Below are 16,691 nucleotides of genomic sequence, written 5' to 3' on the forward strand. Positions count from 1 at the left end.
GGCGGAGCGCGAAGGCGCCCCGCCCGGTCGATCGGGATCAGCTCTTGGGTTCCGACTTGGCGTCGTACCGCTTCTGCCATTCCTTGAGGATGGCGCCGCGGTTGTTGGCGGCCCATTCGAAGTCGTTGTCGATCATCTTGGAGGCGATGTCGGCCGGCAGATGTTCCACCTCCTTCGCGACGCCGGGATAGGCGACGACGGCATAACCGGCATTGTACATCTCGTTGGCTTCCCGGGTGACGGACCAGTCGACGAGCGTCTTGGCCGCATCCAGATTTGCCGTGCCCGCGATGATCGCGGTCGCTTCCGCCTCCCAGCCCGATCCTTCGGACGGGAAGATGATGTCGATCGGCGCGCCGGCGCTCTTGGCCTTGGCGCCGGGGAATTCGAAGGAAACGCCGATGACCGCCTCGCCGGCACCCGCCATCTTGCAGGGCTTCGAACCGGAATGCGTGTAGGCCGAGATGTTCTCGTGCAGCTTGTCCATGAAGGACCAGGCCTTCTCGTCGCCCCACATCTGCATCCAGCCCGAAACATCGAGGAAGCCGGTACCGGAGGATGCCGGGTTGGGCATCACGATGTGGCCCTTGTATTCCGGCTTCGTCAGGTCCTCCCAGCTCGTCGGCGCCTTCAGGCCGAGCTTTTCACCTTCCACCGTGTTGTAGCAGAGAGCGGCGACATAGGCGTCCATACCGACCCAGCTCGGCGGCGTGTCCTTGTCGACGAATTTCTTGTCGAGTTCCGCAACGCCCTTGGGCTCATAGGCCTCGAGCATGCCCTCGGTCTTGAGGAGAAGCAGCGAGGTCGCGGCAAGGCCCCAGACGACGTCGGCCTGCGGGTTGTCCTTTTCGGCAAGCAGCTTGGCTGTCATGACGCCGGTGGAGTCGCGCACCCAGTTGATCTTGATGTCGGGATGGGCCTTTTCGAATGTCGCCTTGTAGCGGTCGAGATCGACGGCTTCGACGGCGGTGTAGACCGTAAGCTGGGTTTCGGCGAAAACTATGGTGGGAAGCGCGGTGGTGAGCGCGCTGGCAAGCAGAAAAAGCATGCGTCTGTTCATGATTGAAAATCTCCTCTGAAGGCCTGGAAAAACCGGGGAAGCGCGGCGGACGATCTAGGCGTCGTCCTTGGATGATCGGCTTCAGGGGACATTCTGCGCAGGGGTTTTTGGTAAGTAAAATTTATTATTCTTATCGTTTGGAAGATAAAAACTATAGGATAATTGCTGAAAAAACAGGCATTTGCGTGGGAGGAACACCAAGCAAAAAAGGAGCCGCGCGGAGCGGCTCCTGAAAAAGGTGATCTCGCAGGGGATTGCTTCAGATCACCACGGCAGGGAAAAGGTCTTGACGTTGGTGAAGCTCTTCATCGCTTCGATGACGCCCTCCTTGTAGCCGTTGCCGGAATCCTTGATGCCGCCGAACGGGCTCATCTCGATGCGATAACCTGGCACCTCCCAGATGTTCACCGTGCCGACCTTCAGTCCCGCGATGTATTTCTGCATGCGCCGGAAATCGTTGGTGCAGACCCCGGAGGAAAGGCCGAAAGCGGTCGAGTTGGAAAGGGCGATCAGCGCATCGTCGTCGTCCGGCGCCCGGACGATCGGGATGATCGGCGCGAAGGTCTCTTCCATGACGAGCTCGCTTGCGTGAGACACGCGATCGATGACGATCGGCGGCAGCAGAGCGCCCCGCCGGCCCGGATTGTAGAGGACGTCCGCCCCCTCTTCCGCCGCCTTGTGCACGCGGCCTTCGAAGATCTCCGCGGCCCTGGCATGCACGACGGTACCGAGTTCCGTCGCCCGATCCATGGGATCGCCGAACCTCAGCTTCTTCGCGCGTTCCAGCACCAGTGGCACGAAACGGTCGGCGACGCGCTCCTGGCAGAGGATGCGTTTGACCGCGGTGCAGCGCTGGCCGGAATTCTTCGTGGCGCCCGCAACCGCAAGATCGGCGGCTCTCGCAAGATCGTCGTCCGACAGATCGTTGAGGATGATCAGGGGATCGTTGCCACCGAGTTCGAGGATCTGGCGCTTGTAATGCGCATGCGCCGCGATCAGCTTGCCGACCGGCACGCTGCCGGTGAAGGTAATGAGGTCGAAATTCGGATTGGTGATCATCTCCATGCCGATATCGCCCGGCCAGCCGGTAACGACGGACAGCATTTCCGGCGGCAGGCCAGCCTCGTAGAGGACATCGGCAAGAACCAGCGCCGTCATCGGCGTCAGTTCGGTCGGCTTCAGCACCACGCAATTGTTGGTGGCGATCGCCGGCGCCACCTTGTGCGCCACCATGTTGAGCGGGTGGTTGAAGGGGGTGATCGCCGAAATGGCGGTCAACGGCTCGCGGGTGGTGAAGATCTTGCGTGCCTTGCCGTGCGGGGTGAGGTCGCAGGAGAAAATCTCACCGTCGTCGTGGATGCACATCTGCCCGGACAGCGTGAAGACATCGAAGGCGCGTCCGACCTCATAGAGCGAGTCCTGCTTGGAAATGCCGAGTTCCAGGGTGATGAGATCGGAAATCTCCTCCTTGCGGGCGACCAGGAGGTCGGCCGCCTTCAGCAGGATGCGCTGGCGCTCGTAACGCGTCAGCTTCGGCTGGTAAGCCGCCGCGATCTCGAACGCCCTGCGGGCGTGTTCCGCACGGCCGGCCGGCACGGTACCGATGACGGCATCGTTCCAGGGATAGTGCACCTCGACCACGCCCTCGGTGTCGACCTTCTTGCCGGCGATCCGCATGGGTTCATGACGGATCGCGAATGTCGTTTCTGCCTTGGTCATTGTCCGCTCCCTATTGTGCCGGTTGTGCGGCCGCGACGAGCGCGTAGTAGAAGGCATCGAAGTTGCGCAGCGTGTCGGCCGTGTGAAGCTCGGGCAATGTGCGATTGGCGATGAACGGCACTTCCTGCTCGGTCAGGCCGCCATGCGAGCGCAATGGCTCGTTGAGTGCAGCAAGATCGTGCCGATGTTCGCTCGTGCCGAGCGTCTTGTTCTCCGAAGAGACGAGCACGATGTCGCCGATGCGATCGTCCGGCAATTCGAAGCGCACGCAGGCTTCCGGGCGCGACAGGACCACATCGATACCCTCTATCGCCTTCAGCCGCTCGATGATCTCCTCCTTGTCCGTGCCCTCGGGCAGATAGGCCGTGGCGAAGGAGCCGAGCGCGCCGTGATGGACGACATAGGGGTCGGTAATCGGCAGGATGACGCGGGCAGCGTCCTTGCCGAGCCATTGGTCGAGCAGGTCCTGCACATAGATGACGTCCGGCGACCCGTCCGCCTTGTGCTTCGGCTTCATGCCGTGGTCGGCGGTAACGACGATCGCCGCACCGAGTGCGTCGAGCTCGGTGAGGTACTTGTCGAACATCTCGTAGAAGGCATTGGCCTGCGGCACGCCGGGGGCATATTTGTGCTGAACGTAGTCTGTCGTCGTCAGATACATGACATCAGGACGGAACTCCTTGAGGAGCTTCACACCGGCCGCAAAGACGAACTCGGACAGTTCCGCGGAATAGACTTCCGGCACCGGCCGGCCAAGCCAGGCCGACGCGTTGTCGATACCATGTTCCGCCTTGGTCGACGTGTCGGACTTTTCCGAGGAAAAGCAGACGGCCCTGCCCTCGTCGAACTTCAGGCCATGACCGAGCAGCGCGCGAAGCTTGTCCTTCGCGGTCACCACGGCGACCCTAGCCCCGGCATCGTAGAAGGCCTTGAAGACGGTCGGCGCGCGGAGGAACCGCGGGTCGTTCATCATCACTTCCTTGCCGGTCGCCGGCTCATAGAGATAGTTGCCGCAGATGCCGTGGATCGCCGGCGGGCGGCCAGTCGCGATGGACAGGTTGTTCGGGTTGGTGAAGCTCGGGATGACACTGAGCGCGGTGCGTTCCGTGCCGGTCTTGCGGATGCGGGCCAGCGTCGGCATCAGGCCGGCTTTGATGGCCTCGTCGAGATAGGCAGGCTCGCAGCCGTCCAGGCAGATGGCAATCGCCGGAACGTTCGGCCAGGGATAGGTGCGCCGGTTGGCGGTGACGGTGATCTTGGACATCTGGTTCATCGGAGTTTCCATTCTTCGTTGGGCGGCCGGTCAGGCGGCAAGGCGGCTGCGTTCTTCAAGGGCGATGGCCGGCGGCGCGGCACTGTCGACGCCCATCTCGGCGAGCGACGAACGGGCAGCTTCGACCACGCGGCGCATGACGTGTTCATCCATGCGGCCGATGCAGCCGACGCGGAAACTGTCGACCACCGTGAGCTTGCCGGGATAGATGATGAAGCCCTTGTCCTTCATCAGCGCATAGAAGCGATCGAAGGCGAAGGCCGGATGGGCCGGGCTGAAGAAGGTGACGATGATCGGCGACAGCCACTGGTCGGCGAGCAGCGTCTCGAAGCCGGCTTCGCGCATGCCCGCCACCATGACGTCGCGGTTGCGGGCGTAGCGCGCGCCGCGCGCGGCCACACCGCCTTCCTCCCTGTGCAGGCGCAGCGCTTCCAGAAAGGCCGCGACAACGTGGGTCGGCGGCGTGAAACGCCACTGACCGGTCTTGTTCATGTAGTCCCACTGGGCGTGGATATCGAGGCTGAGGGAATGGCTCCGGCCCTTGCAGGCCTCGAGTTCACTCTTGCGGGCGATGACGAAGCCGAAACCGGGCACACCTTCAATGCACTTGTTGGCGGAAGAAACGATCGCCTCGTAGCGGAAGTCGGCAAGGCCGGCCGGCACGGCGCCGAAGGCGCTCATCGAATCGACCAGCAGCTTGCGGCCGTGGGCGTAGACCGTATCGGAAATTTCCTTGAGGGGATTGAGGATGCCGGAACTGGTTTCGCAATGGACGACGACGACATGCGTGATGGCAGGATCGGCATCGAGGGCGGCGGCGACTTCGGGACCCCGCGGCGGCATGTAGTCACCCTTGTCGATCGTCACATGGTCACGGCCGAGATAGGACAGCGTTTGCGCGATGCGCTTGCCATAGGCGCCGTTGCTCAGCACCAGGACCTTGCCGTCGCGGGGAACGAAGCTGCCGAGCAGCGCCTCGACCGAGAACGAACCGCTGCCCTGCATGGGAACGCAATCGAATTCGCCCTTGGTGTCGCCGGCGATCTCAAGAAGCTGGCGGCGCAGGTCGGCGGTCATGGCGCGAAAGTCGCCGTCCCAGGAACCCCAGTCCCGCAGCATGGCTTCCTTGACGGAATAGGCGGTCGTCAGCGGGCCTGGCGTCAGCAGGTAAGGCTCGCCGAGTTTCGGCGATTCCAGCGGCGCGATGGTTTTCTCAGAAGCGGTGTTTGGCATGGTCCGTCCTCGCGTTTGGCTTGTCCGAGGTCGACAATGCGGTGGAAACACATATCTGTAAAATCGTTCTTTTGTATCAATCTATAGACTGTAATTATACTTTATGCCGCCGGTATCAGACGGCTTTCCAGCAGGTCGCCGGTTTCGCGCAGGCGTGGATAGGCCATGGTCGTGACCAGCGAATTGACCTCCTTCAGCGCGCGCACAATCTCCAGATGCATGTCGCTGGACTGGATGCTCGCGGCGACGCCCTGCCGCAGCCGCTCCAGATGGTTCTTGCTGCTCTCTTCCATCAGGCGGCGCACATGCTCCTTCTGCCGCACCATCTCCCGGGCGATGACCGGGTCGGGCGAGACGAGGAGGTTGGCGGCGAGCCGGACATTGGAGAACACCGCAGCGTGGAGCAGCAGCAGTTCGCGCCATCCGTCCTGCGAGAACGCGCCGGCCCCGGCAAGCCGCTCCTCGGCCATCTGCAGAAGGCTTTTCGCCACCACGTCGCCGGCATATTCGAGATGGATCGCCGCCTCGGTGAGTTCGATGCCGCGTCGGGCTTGCTCTTCCGTCAGCACACCGCGATTGACGGCGGCGACGTAAAGCTTGATCTCGCTATGCGCCCGGTGGATCTCGCCGTCGATGCGGCGGAGCGCATCGACCGCTCCCCGCGTCGGCGATTGGATGACCGTCATCACCGGCTCGAGCATGCGGGTCGTCAAATTGCCCATATGCAGCACTTCACGCGCCGCCGCGGCGAGCGCCTGCGCCGGCTTGTCGATCAGCGCGCGATCGAGCGCGCTGATATGGGCCGTCAGGTCCCCCTCTCCCGCCGCATCCGGCGTCAAAAGCCTGACAAGGCGTCCCATCGCACCGCAGGTGACCAACCCCACGAGCACCAGCATGGCATTGAAGAGGAGATGCAGATTGACGAGCTTGCCAGCCACCGTCCCGCCGGGAAGCCAGGCAAATGGCGCGTGCAACGCGAAGACCGCGAAAGCCGCCGCACTGAACAGGGCACGGAAAAGCAGATTGCCGAGAGGCAGGCGCCGACCTTCCACCGGCAGGCCGCGGGTCAGCCAGAGCGCAATCAATCCGCCGCCGAGATTGACGCCGAGGACGAGCGGAACGCCGACGTCGAGCGGCACCAGCCCCTTCGTCGCGAAGGTGAGGATCAGAAGGATCGCCGCAACGCTCGAATGGAGCGCCCAGGTGAAGAGCGCGGCGAGGATCATCACCGTCAGCGCATCCCCACCGATAAAGGCGATGGCGGACGGCAGAAGCGGGCTTTGTGCCAGAGGCAACGTCGCGTGACCGATCATCTGAAGTGACAGCAGCAGCAGGCCGATGCCGAGCACGGCGCGTCCGGCTTCGACCGCCTTGCGCGTGTGCGCCTTGAGATGCAGGAGCCCCCCGCCGACAATCAGCAGCGGCGCCAGCCAGTGCAGGTCGAAGGACAGGATCTTGACGACCAGGGCCGAGCCCAGATCGGCGCCAAGGAGCACGGCCAGCCCGACATCGAGCGCCATGGCGCCGCTGATGGCGAAGCCCGCGGTGAGCATGGCGACGGCAGTGGAACTTTGCAACGCGATGGCCACAAGGCAGCCATAGACGGCCGCACGCGGCCGCCCGCCGGCGCCGCCGACCGCGCGCGCGACCAGATCTCCCCACGCCGTTTCGACACCCTTCTTCACAAGGCTCACGGCATAGAGCATCAGGACGGTTGCGGCGGCAAGTTCTAGGGCGACGGCCGGCAGGTTCATAGGCGCGCTCCGCGATGAGGCAGGGAATCCGAAAATCATCCTTCATCGCTTTACATCAATCAAATCGTTCGTTTTAATGAATGCATAGCCTCAGCCTATAAAAGCAGGAGTCGCCCATGCGCTATGTCCAGCTTCGCGCCTTCCACAATGTCGCCATTCACGGCGGTTTTTCGCGCGCGGCGGAGGCGCTGTTCCTCACCCAGCCGGCCGTCTCCGATCAGGTGCGAAAGCTGGAGGAGGAATACGACGTCCTGCTCTTCAACCGGAACAAGAAGCAGGTGACGCTGACCCAGGCCGGCCAGCAGCTTCTGGAAGTCACCCGTCGCATGTTCGACATCGAGCAGCAGGCGCTCGACCTCTTGTCGGAGTCTCGGGCGCTGCGTGCGGGCAAGCTGCGCATCGTCGCCGACGCCGCTCATCATCTCCTGCACATCCTTGCCGCCTTCCGCCGCGCCTATCCCTCCGTGCAGGTCTCGATCGACGCCGGCAACACGGAGTCGGTCATCACCAGCCTGCATGCTTACGAGGCGGATATCGGGGTGCTCGGAGAGGTGCCGCAATCCAGCGACTTCGAGATCCTGAAACTCAATTCCACCCCGATCATTGCCTTTGCCAGCCGGGACTACCCTATCGGCGACACCGCACGCATTTCCTTTGCAGAGCTTTCGAAACACCCGCTGGTCATGCGGGAAATGGGGTCGAAAACCCGCCAGAAACTGGAAGTCATGGCACAGCAATGTGGGATCCCCCTCACCCCGCTCATCGAAGCGGAGGGACGGGAAGCGGTACGAGAAATCGTTGCTGCCGGCGGCGGTATCGGCTTTGTCTCCTCGGCCGAGTTCGGACAGGACAACCGTCTCGTCCCAATCGAGATTGACGCCCCGGAAATGCTGATGGACGAGGCTCTCATCTGCCTTCGCGAGCGCGCGAACGGCAAACTCGTAAGCGCATTCTTCGATATCGCACGGAAACTTGCCCCCATGCATGCCTAGGTCAGAAACGACGAACCCGGCATGTCGGGTTCTGCTCTTGATGGGAGTCGGACCACACACGCCCTCGAGCGGCAGCCTGTCGCCAACTGGCACCAATCACAGGGCGTGTCGTTGGCGTACGGATCGCACCGTCCTCGAAGGGAATGATGATCATTCCCGGTCCGATGAGCATCTTGATACGGTCGAACTGGAGCTGGCCGAGGTGCCGGTGGAAACAATCGTCCATGCTCGCGGAGGGTTTGTCTGCTGCCCAACACCGCCGCCATTCCGGCCTGCGCCGTCGGGCGCATAGTGTCAAACCTCAGGGGTGCTCTGGCTTTCGATGCTATGAAGCAGTTTTCGAAGCAACGCGGACAACAGGTCTCGCTCCTCCCGGTTCAGCGGCTGCAAGATCAGAAGCTCGTTGGCCATATCCGCCCTGAAAGCCTGTTCCGCTAGCTCTATTCCCCGCGGCAGCAATGTCACGACGACGCTTCGCCCATCGAGGTTCGATTTCTCGCGCCGGATGAGCCCGGTTTTCTCGAGCCGGCTCAGCCGATGCGTGAGGCCGCCTGACGACAGCATCATCGACGTGTACATCTCGGTCGGCGTCAGCTGGTAGGGCGGCCCCGCCCGGCGCAGCGTACTGATCACGTCGAACTCACCGCGGTCGAGACCAAAGGCCGCGAACGTCTCCTCGATGCTGCCGGCCACGAGATTGGAAAGCCGCTTCGCCCGGCCGAGAATGGCCATGGGCTCGGTATCGAGGTCCGGCAGCTCTCGCATCCATTGAGCGCGTCGTCGATCGACGTGATCTTCCAGTGACGCGCTGTCGCCGCGCTCGCCGTAGCTTGCCCTCTCGCCTTCTTCCTTCATTGCCTGCCTCGCGTGCCGTCTCACTCCGTTCGCCGATCCTAGAGCAAGCGTCGTTCGCAATAAACTGTCTTCGCGCAAAGATATATATCTTGACAGGAAGATAGTTTTGGCAAAATATCTTCTCACGAAGACACTTTCATCCCACCGGCACACCAATGGCAGCAGGAGAGCAGAATGATCACGGTTCGCCGTCACAAGGAGCCCGCACCCGACCAGCGCCGCACCGTTCGGCTGGAAGGCCGTGAGATCGGAAGCCCGGTTTCACTCTTCCTTGTCGATGTCGAACCCGGGCGCGGTTCGGAACTGCACATTCATCCCTACACCGAGACCTGGATCGTCCAGAAAGGCGAAGCGGAGTTCACGGTCGGCGAAGAAACCGTGCACGGCAGCGCCGGGGACGTCGTCGTCGGCCCCGCTCACGTTCCCCATCGCTTCACGAATGTGGGAACTGGGCGACTGGAGATCGTCTCCATCCATCCGAGCGCGACCATTCAACAGATCAATGTTCAAGACGTCGCGCCCCGTCATTCTTGACGGCAGAAAGACACCAATCCCGCAGCGGAGTGCTGCCAGACCAAGGATCAATGGAAATGAACACGCCTGCCATGCTCTGGACCGGCCGCACCCTGACCGGTCTCTTCACCCTGTTTCTCCTGGGCGCATCCATCACGCCAAAACTGCTGGGAATGCCGGTCGCCGAAGAGACGCTGGCTCAGCTCGGCTGGCCAGCGGGTTATGCCCTCATGATCGGCCTGATCAAACTGACATGCCTCGTGCTCTACCTCGTCCCTCCGACACGTCTGCTCGGCGCGGTCCTGATGACGGGGCTTCTCGGTGGAGCGATGGCGACGCAGATCAGGGCGGAAAGCCCGCTCTTCAGCCACATCCTGTTCAGCGGCTATCTGGGGCTTTTCATGTGGGGCGGGCTCTGGCTTCGCGACCCGCGCCTGCGGGCCGTGTTTCCCTTTGTCAGCAAGACATAGACCGACGTGCTCCGGTCGGATCGCCCTCGCTGCACACTTCCAGGCATTATCAATGCGGACGAGGCATCAACGGGCCTCCCTCGTGCACCTGCATCGGCAGGATTCGGACAGGCCGCGCGCGGCAGCCCAAACGCTCAAACGCCGATCGGCCGGCGCGCTTCGACCGACAGCACCCGCTTGAGGCTCCACTGCGAGCCGCAATGAGCAACGCCCGGCATTCACATGCCGGGCGTTCTGTCGAATTACGGGTTTCGGATCGTCAACGCCGGGTTATGGGCGAAGAAGTTGTGCGGCATGATGTGCACCGTCTTCCATTCCGTCGACATGACCGGCCAGTCCTCCATGCGCGGAATGTGGTGGAAACCGGCGGAGAACCAGGTGACGATGTCCTTGCCCATCAGGCTCTGGTCCTTCTTCACCCATTCGGCGAGCGTATCGGAGCCATCGCTCTGCATGGCGAACTTGCCGCCGGCATAACGCTGTTCCGGGTCGTAGACCGTGTTCCAGACCGAATATTCGATATAGGCGTTGCGCTTCATCGGCGGATCGTTCTCGAAGTCGAACGGACCGTAGGACACGTCGCCGTGGTGGATCATGTAGCCCGGCTCATGGCCGAGATAGCCCTCGCGCGACGGGTTGGAGATATGGAAGTAGCGCGGCTGCGAGGAGGAGAGCTTGTAGCGGGCCTCCATTTCCGTCATCGGCATCTTGTGCTCGACCGTCCACATCGACTTGCGCGGGCTCGACGCGTCGAGCTTGGCCGGCACGATATCCATCGTCGAGAAGTGGTTCACCGGCTGGTCGACGTCGAAGTCGATGCGGAAGTTGAAGTAGTGGTCGTGGTTGGCGGCGACGAGATTCGGCGCGATCAGCGTGCCGTGCGCCGTGTCGGCCTTGGCCGTCGGGTCCTTCATCGAAGTGGAGGCAACGCCCTTCACCGCATCGAGGCCGGTCGCGCCGACATAGATGTTGACCTGACCGTTCTGCTGCAGGCGGTAGTCGATGAGATAGTCATAGTTGCCGACTTCCGAGGCCGTGCGCACCACCAGCTCCGTCGCCGGGCGGCCTTCTGCGGGGATCGGCTTTTCAGGCGTCTGGGCAAAGACTTCGAAGTGGCGCCAGGCCGGATCGCCGATGCTGCGTTCGAAGACGCACACCGCATCCGGGATGACGAGGGGCGAACCCTTGTCGTCGGCGATGGTCGCCGGCAGGAAGGTGGCATGCGCGGGGCAGTCGATACCGGCGCGCAGCGGCGTCAGGAACAGACCGAAACCATATTCCCCGCTGTCCATGTAGGTGCGCCAGTACCAGCCTTCCGACGGGTCCATATAGGGCACGAAGACCTCGGACAGATGCGCCTGGTAGATGACCGAACGCCAGGTGCCGGCATCGTTGACATCGAGATTGGAGACGACGAGGCCCGGGCGCTTGTCGACGCGGAAATTGAAGCGCCACATGTCCCATTCGATATGGCTGCCATCGATCTTGTAGTTCGGGCCACCTTCCTGCACCAGCTTGACGGGGTTGAATTCCGGCCGCAGCGGCAGACGCTTGGCGACCTCCTCCTCCGTATAGCCCCAGCTGTCCTTCGGCAGGTCAACCACGCCAAGGTCGACGACACGCACCACTTCCTTCTTGCCGATGTCATAGACGGCGAAGAGGTTTTCAATCGGCTTGGCGTAGAAGTTGGAGCCTTCGGGCACCTGATAGCAGGGCACCTTCATCAGGCGCGAATTCTGATATTCCTCGGTGAAGAAGTTGCCACCCGTCAGCGGCAGGCAGAAGGCCTGCTCCGGCTTCAGCCCGCGCTTGGCAAGGCCCGCCACCATTTCGGGATGGCCGAGCGCGCCTTCCAGCGCGCCCATGAATTCGGTGAAGAGCACCATGGGCTGGCCCTTGGTCTTCTCGTTGCTCTCGACCGTGCCCTTGCTGATGTTGACCACCGCCTCGCTGAAACCCTCGGCGCTGGTGAAATGCACCGTCGCCTTGCGGTCGAGGGCGGCGCCCTCCTTCCAGGCGAGCACGTCGGCCTTGGCCGGCTCCTTCAGCTCGATCAGCGGATAGAGCGTGTTGTCGTCCACGACCTTTCCGTCGCGCAGAATCTGGTTGATCTTCTGGTATTCCTCGGCCGTCAGTCCATCGAGCGGATGGGCGGCGGCGGCCGTTGCGGCAAGGCCGAAGGCCAGCGCCGTTGCGGCAAGATGTTGCGTCAGTTTCATGATCGTTCCCTCTTTCGTTGTCGTCTCAGGCAAAGACCACCTGGATATCGGTGTATTCGGCAAGTCCCTCGTCCGCGAACTCGACGCCGATGCCGGACTGCTTAACGCCGCCGAAGGGCGCATTCGGCTGGATGGCGCCGTGTTTGTTGATCCATACGGAGCCGCAGGCGAGACGGCTCGCAACCTTCTTCGCGGCCTCTATGTCGGACGACCAGACCGACCCGCCGAGCCCGTTCGGGCTGTCATTGGCAAGCCGGATCGCCTCCTCGACGTCGGAGTAGCGGATGATCGGCAGTGCCGGGCCGAACTGCTCCTCGTCGACGAGTGCATCGCCGTTACGAAGGCCGGCGACGATGGTCGGCGGGAAGAACAGGCCCTCGCCCGGTTCGCCGCCGACCAGCACCTTGCCGCGCCCCTTTGCATCCGCGACGAGACGAGACACCTTGTCGAACTGCATGCGGTTCTGGATCGGTCCGAGAATGCTTGCCTCGTCCATGCCGTTGCCGACGGGGATCGCCTTCGCATAGGCGACGAGTGCCGCGCAGACCGCATCGTGGATGCTTTCATGCACGTAGAGCCGCTTCATCGCCGCGCAGGTCTGGCCGTTGTTGATGAAGGCGCCCCAGAACAGACCTTCGGCGATCGCCTGCGGATCGGCATCCGGCAGCACGATGCCGGCGTCGTTGCCGCCAAGCTCGAGCGTCAGGCGCTTCATGGTCGTGGCAGCAGACTGCATGACCTTCTGGCCGGTGGCGCAGGAGCCGGTGAAGACGATCTTCGCGATATCCGGATGCGCCGACATCGCGCCACCGAGATTGAACGCCCTGTCGTCGCCCGTCACGACATTGACGACACCCGGCGGCAGAACCTCGTTCATGATCTGGACAAGCCGCAGCGTCGAAAGCGGCGTATAGGGCGACGGCTTGACGACAACCGTGTTGCCGGTGCGCAGCGCCGGCAGGATATGCCAGACGGCGATCATGACCGGGAAGTTCCACGGTGTGATCGAGCCGACGACGCCGAGCGGCTTGCGATGCAGCTCCACCCGCCCCTGCTCGTTGTCCTGCAAAATCTTGACCGGGATCGACAGCCCCGTCGTATAACCCGCCCAGGCGACGGCGCCGCCGACCTCCCAGCGCGAGCCGAGGCCGTTCAGCGGCTTGCCCTGCTCCAGCGTGATGATTTCGGCGAGTTCCGCCGCATGTTCCTCGATCTTTGCCGTCACCGCGGCACAGGCCGCCTGCAGGGCTTCATCGCTCTGCGCCGACCATGACGCAAAGGCCGCCTTGGCGACGGCGACGGCTGCATCCAGCTCGGCACCGCCCATATTCGGCGCACGGCCGACCTCGTCACCCGTCGCCGGGTTGAGAACGGCAAAGTCCGAACCGACATGGGCCGGCCTTCCACCGATGGTTGCCTTGAATTCCATCATTTCCGCCTCCTCCATGACGGACCGCCTCCTCCGGCGGTCCTATATGGTGGCAGAGAATAGAAGCGGACACGGCGTCAGACTTGGACGGCGCCGTCCCGCCTTTTGGACAAAAGCGTCAATGGCAGCGCGCAACCGCACCCGGCGTCGCGCCGTATTTCTTGCGGAACTCACGGTAGAAATAGGAAAGATCGTTGAAGCCGCAGTCGAAGGCGACGGCGGTGACGCCTTCCGACGGTTGCTCCCGCCGTGCGGTCAGCCGGGCATGCGCCAGCTCCAGCCGGCGATTGAGCAGCCGATGACCGGGCGTTTCGCCAAGCGGCCGGAAATGCCGCTGCAGCATGCGCTCGGACACGTTGAGGCGGGTGGCGAGTTCGCGCGGACCGAAGGTAGGGTCCGCCCGGTGGCGGTCGATCATCGCCAGCGCGCGCGACAGCAGGGTCTCGGCCGGCGTCGCAACGCCGGACACCCGGCTCGAATGCAGGTAAGCGCCCATCAGGCACAGGAACGCCTCGCCAAGCTGCGCCTGCGCGCCATCCTCCAGCAGCATCTTTGCGATGACCGCGCGCATCGCGACCCAGAGCGGATCCTCCCGCGAGATCGAAAGACCGCCAGCGCAGGCATTGCCGAAGCGATGCACCACCTCGTCGCGGGGAATGTGCAGCGAGACCTGGTTGGAGCGTTCGCCGCGGTAGAGAAAGGTCGAGGGTTTGACGGAATCGACGAGAAACATGTCGCCCGGCAAAAGCTCGGCCACATGATCCCCCTGCTCGACGCGACACTGGCCGGCATCCTGCACGAGCAGGAAAAAATATTCTCCGGGATCCTGCTTGATGGAGCGGGTGCTGCGGGCGACCTCGGAGGCATCGAGCGCGACGATCGCCGTATCGAACGGACCGACGCGCCGCGTGGTCACGTCGCCATTGACGACGCCGGTGCGCCGCATGGGCTCCAGATCGAAGGAACCGCAGACCTTACGGATTTCCGCCTCGAGAATTTCCACCTGTACCGGCTTGTGCCCCGGCGTCATCAGCGACTGCATTGCGCCCTCCCCGGCTCCCGCAGAATGCCTTCTCTCCCAAACTATCTCATCACAGTCCGCAGTGCTTGCCTATCACTCAAGCGCGGAAAAACCGCCGCCTGCCGCGGCCCGGCGCAAGCCCTCCGAAGGCGCCTCGGCAAGACCCTCCGCCGCGAGGCGATCAAGCACGGCCACCACCTCCGCAAGCCCCCGCGCCTCGGCATAGTGCATCGGACCGCCGCGCCATCGCGGGAAACCATAGCCATGGATCTTCACGAGATCGATATCGCCGGCGCGGAGCGCCACGCGCTCTTTCAGAATACGTGTCGCCTCGTTGACCATCGGCAGCACGATCGCATCGGCAATCGAAGCATCGTCCCATGTTCGCTGCGGCCGGCCCGTGGCCTCCTCGGCAATGACGGCCGCGACGGCTTCCGACGGCTTAGGCGCCCGGTCTCCGGGATGATAGTCATACCAGCCGCCGCCGGTCTTCTGGCCGAAACGCTGAAATGCGCAAAGCCGCTCCGCCACGGGCGCGAAGGGTGTCTCGCCCCGCTCGCGTGCCGCCTTGCGCTGGAAGGCGGCGATGTCGAGACCGCCGAGGTCCTGCGCCTCGAACGGTCCCATCGGCAGGCCGAAAGCGCGCATGGCGGCATCGACCGCCGAGGGCGTCGCGCCCGACAGCAGCAGGCGCTCGGCCTGGGCACGCGTCACCTTCAGGATGCGATTGCCGATGAAGCCATCGCAGATGCCGGCACGAACGGGGATTTTGGCCAGCTGGCGGGCGAGCGCGAAGCCCGCCGCCAGAACCTCCGGCGCCGTCGTCTCCGCCGGCACGATCTCCAGCAGTTTCATGACATGGGCCGGACTGAAGAAGTGCAGGCCGAGGAACCGCTCGGGATGGGCGATGCCGGCGCTGATCGCGTCGGGATCGAGGTAGGAGGTGTTGGTGGCGAGCACGGCATCCGGCCGGCAGACCGCAGAGAGCTGTTCGAAGACGGCGCGCTTGACGACGAGATCCTCGAAAACGGCTTCGATGACGAGGTCCGTATTGGCAAGCAGCCCGTAATCATCGCCACCCGTCACGCCGGCCATGCGCTGGTCGGCAACCTCCTGCGTCAGGCGCCCGCGTTTGACGGAGCCGTCGTAGATCGCCCTTACATTGGCAAGTCCGCGCTCGACGGCCGTGGCGTCACGCTCGATCAGCACCACCGGCAGGCCGGCATCGCGCAGGGCCGCGGCGATGCCCGCCCCCATCGTACCGCCGCCGATCACGGCAGCCGAGCGGATTTCGCGCGGGGTGATGTCGGCAAGTTCCGGCGGGCGCGGCGCGGCGCGCTCGGCGAAGAAGACATGGCGCAGGGCCGCGGCCTGTTCGGAGCCGCGCAGAGCGAGGAACGTTTCGCGCTCGAAGGCCATGGCATCGGAGAAATCCGTTTCGCAAGCCTTGCGGATGGAGGCGAGTGCGCGAAGCGGCGCATTCTCTCGTCTGGCCTTGGCCGCGACGGCCTTTTCCGCGCTTTCCCAGAAGCTGGCCTCGACGGCCGGGACGGCGCGTCTGGAGATCGGTTGCGGCAGCGGTTTTTCCGCAACGCCCGCCGCGAAGGCGACAGAACCCGCGCGCAGATCTCCATCGATGATGGCATCGACAAGCCCGAGGCCTTCCGCCTTCCGCGCGCCAACCGGGCTGCCGCCCGTTATCAGATCGACAGCCGCGGCCGCACCGATCAGGCGTGGCAGGCGCACCGTGCCGCCGGCGCCGGGGATGATGCCGAGTTTGACTTCCGGAAGGCCGAGGCTGGCGGAGGCGACGGCGACGCGATAGGCACAGCCGAGTGCCACTTCGAGACCGCCGCCGAGCGCGCTGCCATGGATCGCGGCGACCCACGGCTTCTTCGCAGCCTCGATGCCTGCCACGACATCCGGCAGGTGCGGCGGCTGGGGCGGCTTGCCGAATTCGCTGACGTCGGCGCCGGCGATGAAGGTGCGGCCGGCGCAAATCAGCACGACGGCCTTCACAGCCGCGTCCGCATCCAGATCCGCCACCGCCTCGACCAGCGCCTGGCGCAGCGCCTGCGACAGCGCGTTGACGGGCGGATTGTCGACGGTGACGACGGCGACGGAAGCTTCTCTCGCGATGGTGACGGTCATGA

The 16,691-nt window shown here is 63.7% G+C and carries 13 protein-coding genes; 3 read left to right on the forward strand and 10 right to left on the reverse strand.

All coding sequences use genetic code 11. From position 1 onward, the window contains the following. Window positions 1-37: 37 nt before the first annotated feature. From V8U06_RS17080 to V8U06_RS17100, 5 genes are all read right to left on the reverse strand, one after another. On the reverse strand, window positions 38-1,048 hold the full coding sequence (locus V8U06_RS17080) for a putative 2-aminoethylphosphonate ABC transporter substrate-binding protein (RefSeq protein WP_427141717.1): 1,011 nt from the start codon (window positions 1,046-1,048) through the stop codon (window positions 38-40). Window positions 1,049-1,324: 276 nt separating this feature from the next. Beyond that, on the reverse strand, window positions 1,325-2,779 hold the full coding sequence (gene phnY, locus V8U06_RS17085; RefSeq protein ID WP_226922915.1) for a phosphonoacetaldehyde dehydrogenase: 1,455 nt from the start codon (window positions 2,777-2,779) through the stop codon (window positions 1,325-1,327). A 10-nt stretch (window positions 2,780-2,789) separates the two neighbouring features. Next, window positions 2,790-4,052 carry a phosphonoacetate hydrolase gene (gene phnA / locus V8U06_RS17090; RefSeq protein ID WP_226922916.1) on the reverse strand — a complete coding sequence of 421 codons (1,263 nt, stop codon included), beginning with the start codon at window positions 4,050-4,052 and terminating at the stop codon, window positions 2,790-2,792. A 30-nt stretch (window positions 4,053-4,082) separates the two neighbouring features. After that, on the reverse strand, window positions 4,083-5,285 hold the full coding sequence (locus V8U06_RS17095) for a 2-aminoethylphosphonate--pyruvate transaminase (protein WP_427141668.1): 1,203 nt from the start codon (window positions 5,283-5,285) through the stop codon (window positions 4,083-4,085). 101 nt (window positions 5,286-5,386) lie between these two features. Continuing rightward, a complete protein-coding gene (locus V8U06_RS17100) occupies window positions 5,387-7,039 on the reverse strand; it encodes a Na/Pi cotransporter family protein (protein ID WP_427141669.1) in 1,653 nt (550 codons plus the stop codon). 116 nt (window positions 7,040-7,155) lie between these two features. Between V8U06_RS17100 and V8U06_RS17105 the strand changes: the two genes are divergently transcribed. Further along, a complete protein-coding gene (locus V8U06_RS17105; RefSeq protein ID WP_427141670.1) occupies window positions 7,156-8,031 on the forward strand; it encodes a LysR substrate-binding domain-containing protein in 876 nt (291 codons plus the stop codon). Window positions 8,032-8,325: 294 nt separating this feature from the next. Here V8U06_RS17105 and V8U06_RS17110 read toward each other — a convergent pair whose 3' ends face one another. Beyond that, window positions 8,326-8,886, reverse strand: a complete 561-nt coding sequence (locus tag V8U06_RS17110) for a MarR family transcriptional regulator (protein ID WP_427141671.1) — start codon at window positions 8,884-8,886, stop codon at window positions 8,326-8,328. 174 nt (window positions 8,887-9,060) lie between these two features. Between V8U06_RS17110 and V8U06_RS17115 the strand changes: the two genes are divergently transcribed. Together V8U06_RS17115 and V8U06_RS17120 are read left to right on the forward strand one after the other, a co-directional pair. Beyond that, on the forward strand, window positions 9,061-9,420 hold the full coding sequence (locus tag V8U06_RS17115) for a cupin domain-containing protein (protein WP_226922922.1): 360 nt from the start codon (window positions 9,061-9,063) through the stop codon (window positions 9,418-9,420). Window positions 9,421-9,476: 56 nt separating this feature from the next. After that, window positions 9,477-9,869, forward strand: coding sequence for a DoxX family protein (locus tag V8U06_RS17120; protein WP_427141672.1), 393 nt, complete (start codon window positions 9,477-9,479; stop codon window positions 9,867-9,869). A gap of 242 nt (window positions 9,870-10,111) precedes the next feature. Here V8U06_RS17120 and V8U06_RS17125 read toward each other — a convergent pair whose 3' ends face one another. From V8U06_RS17125 to V8U06_RS17140, 4 genes are all read right to left on the reverse strand, one after another. Beyond that, window positions 10,112-12,088 carry a tyramine oxidase gene (locus V8U06_RS17125; protein WP_427141673.1) on the reverse strand — a complete coding sequence of 659 codons (1,977 nt, stop codon included), beginning with the start codon at window positions 12,086-12,088 and terminating at the stop codon, window positions 10,112-10,114. A 25-nt stretch (window positions 12,089-12,113) separates the two neighbouring features. Beyond that, window positions 12,114-13,520, reverse strand: a complete 1,407-nt coding sequence (locus tag V8U06_RS17130) for an aldehyde dehydrogenase family protein (protein ID WP_427141674.1) — start codon at window positions 13,518-13,520, stop codon at window positions 12,114-12,116. Window positions 13,521-13,635: 115 nt separating this feature from the next. Next, the gene (locus V8U06_RS17135; RefSeq protein ID WP_226922926.1) at window positions 13,636-14,559 is read right to left on the reverse strand and encodes a helix-turn-helix domain-containing protein; all 924 of its coding nucleotides are present in this window, start codon (window positions 14,557-14,559) and stop codon (window positions 13,636-13,638) included. A 72-nt stretch (window positions 14,560-14,631) separates the two neighbouring features. Beyond that, window positions 14,632-16,689: a 3-hydroxyacyl-CoA dehydrogenase NAD-binding domain-containing protein gene (locus V8U06_RS17140; RefSeq protein ID WP_427141675.1), complete on the reverse strand. Its 2,058-nt coding sequence runs from the start codon at window positions 16,687-16,689 to the stop codon at window positions 14,632-14,634. Window positions 16,690-16,691: the final 2 nt, after the last annotated feature.

It is taken from the genome of Shinella sp. G-2 (genome assembly GCF_050172695.1).
Taxonomy (GTDB): Bacteria; Pseudomonadota; Alphaproteobacteria; order Rhizobiales; family Rhizobiaceae; genus Shinella.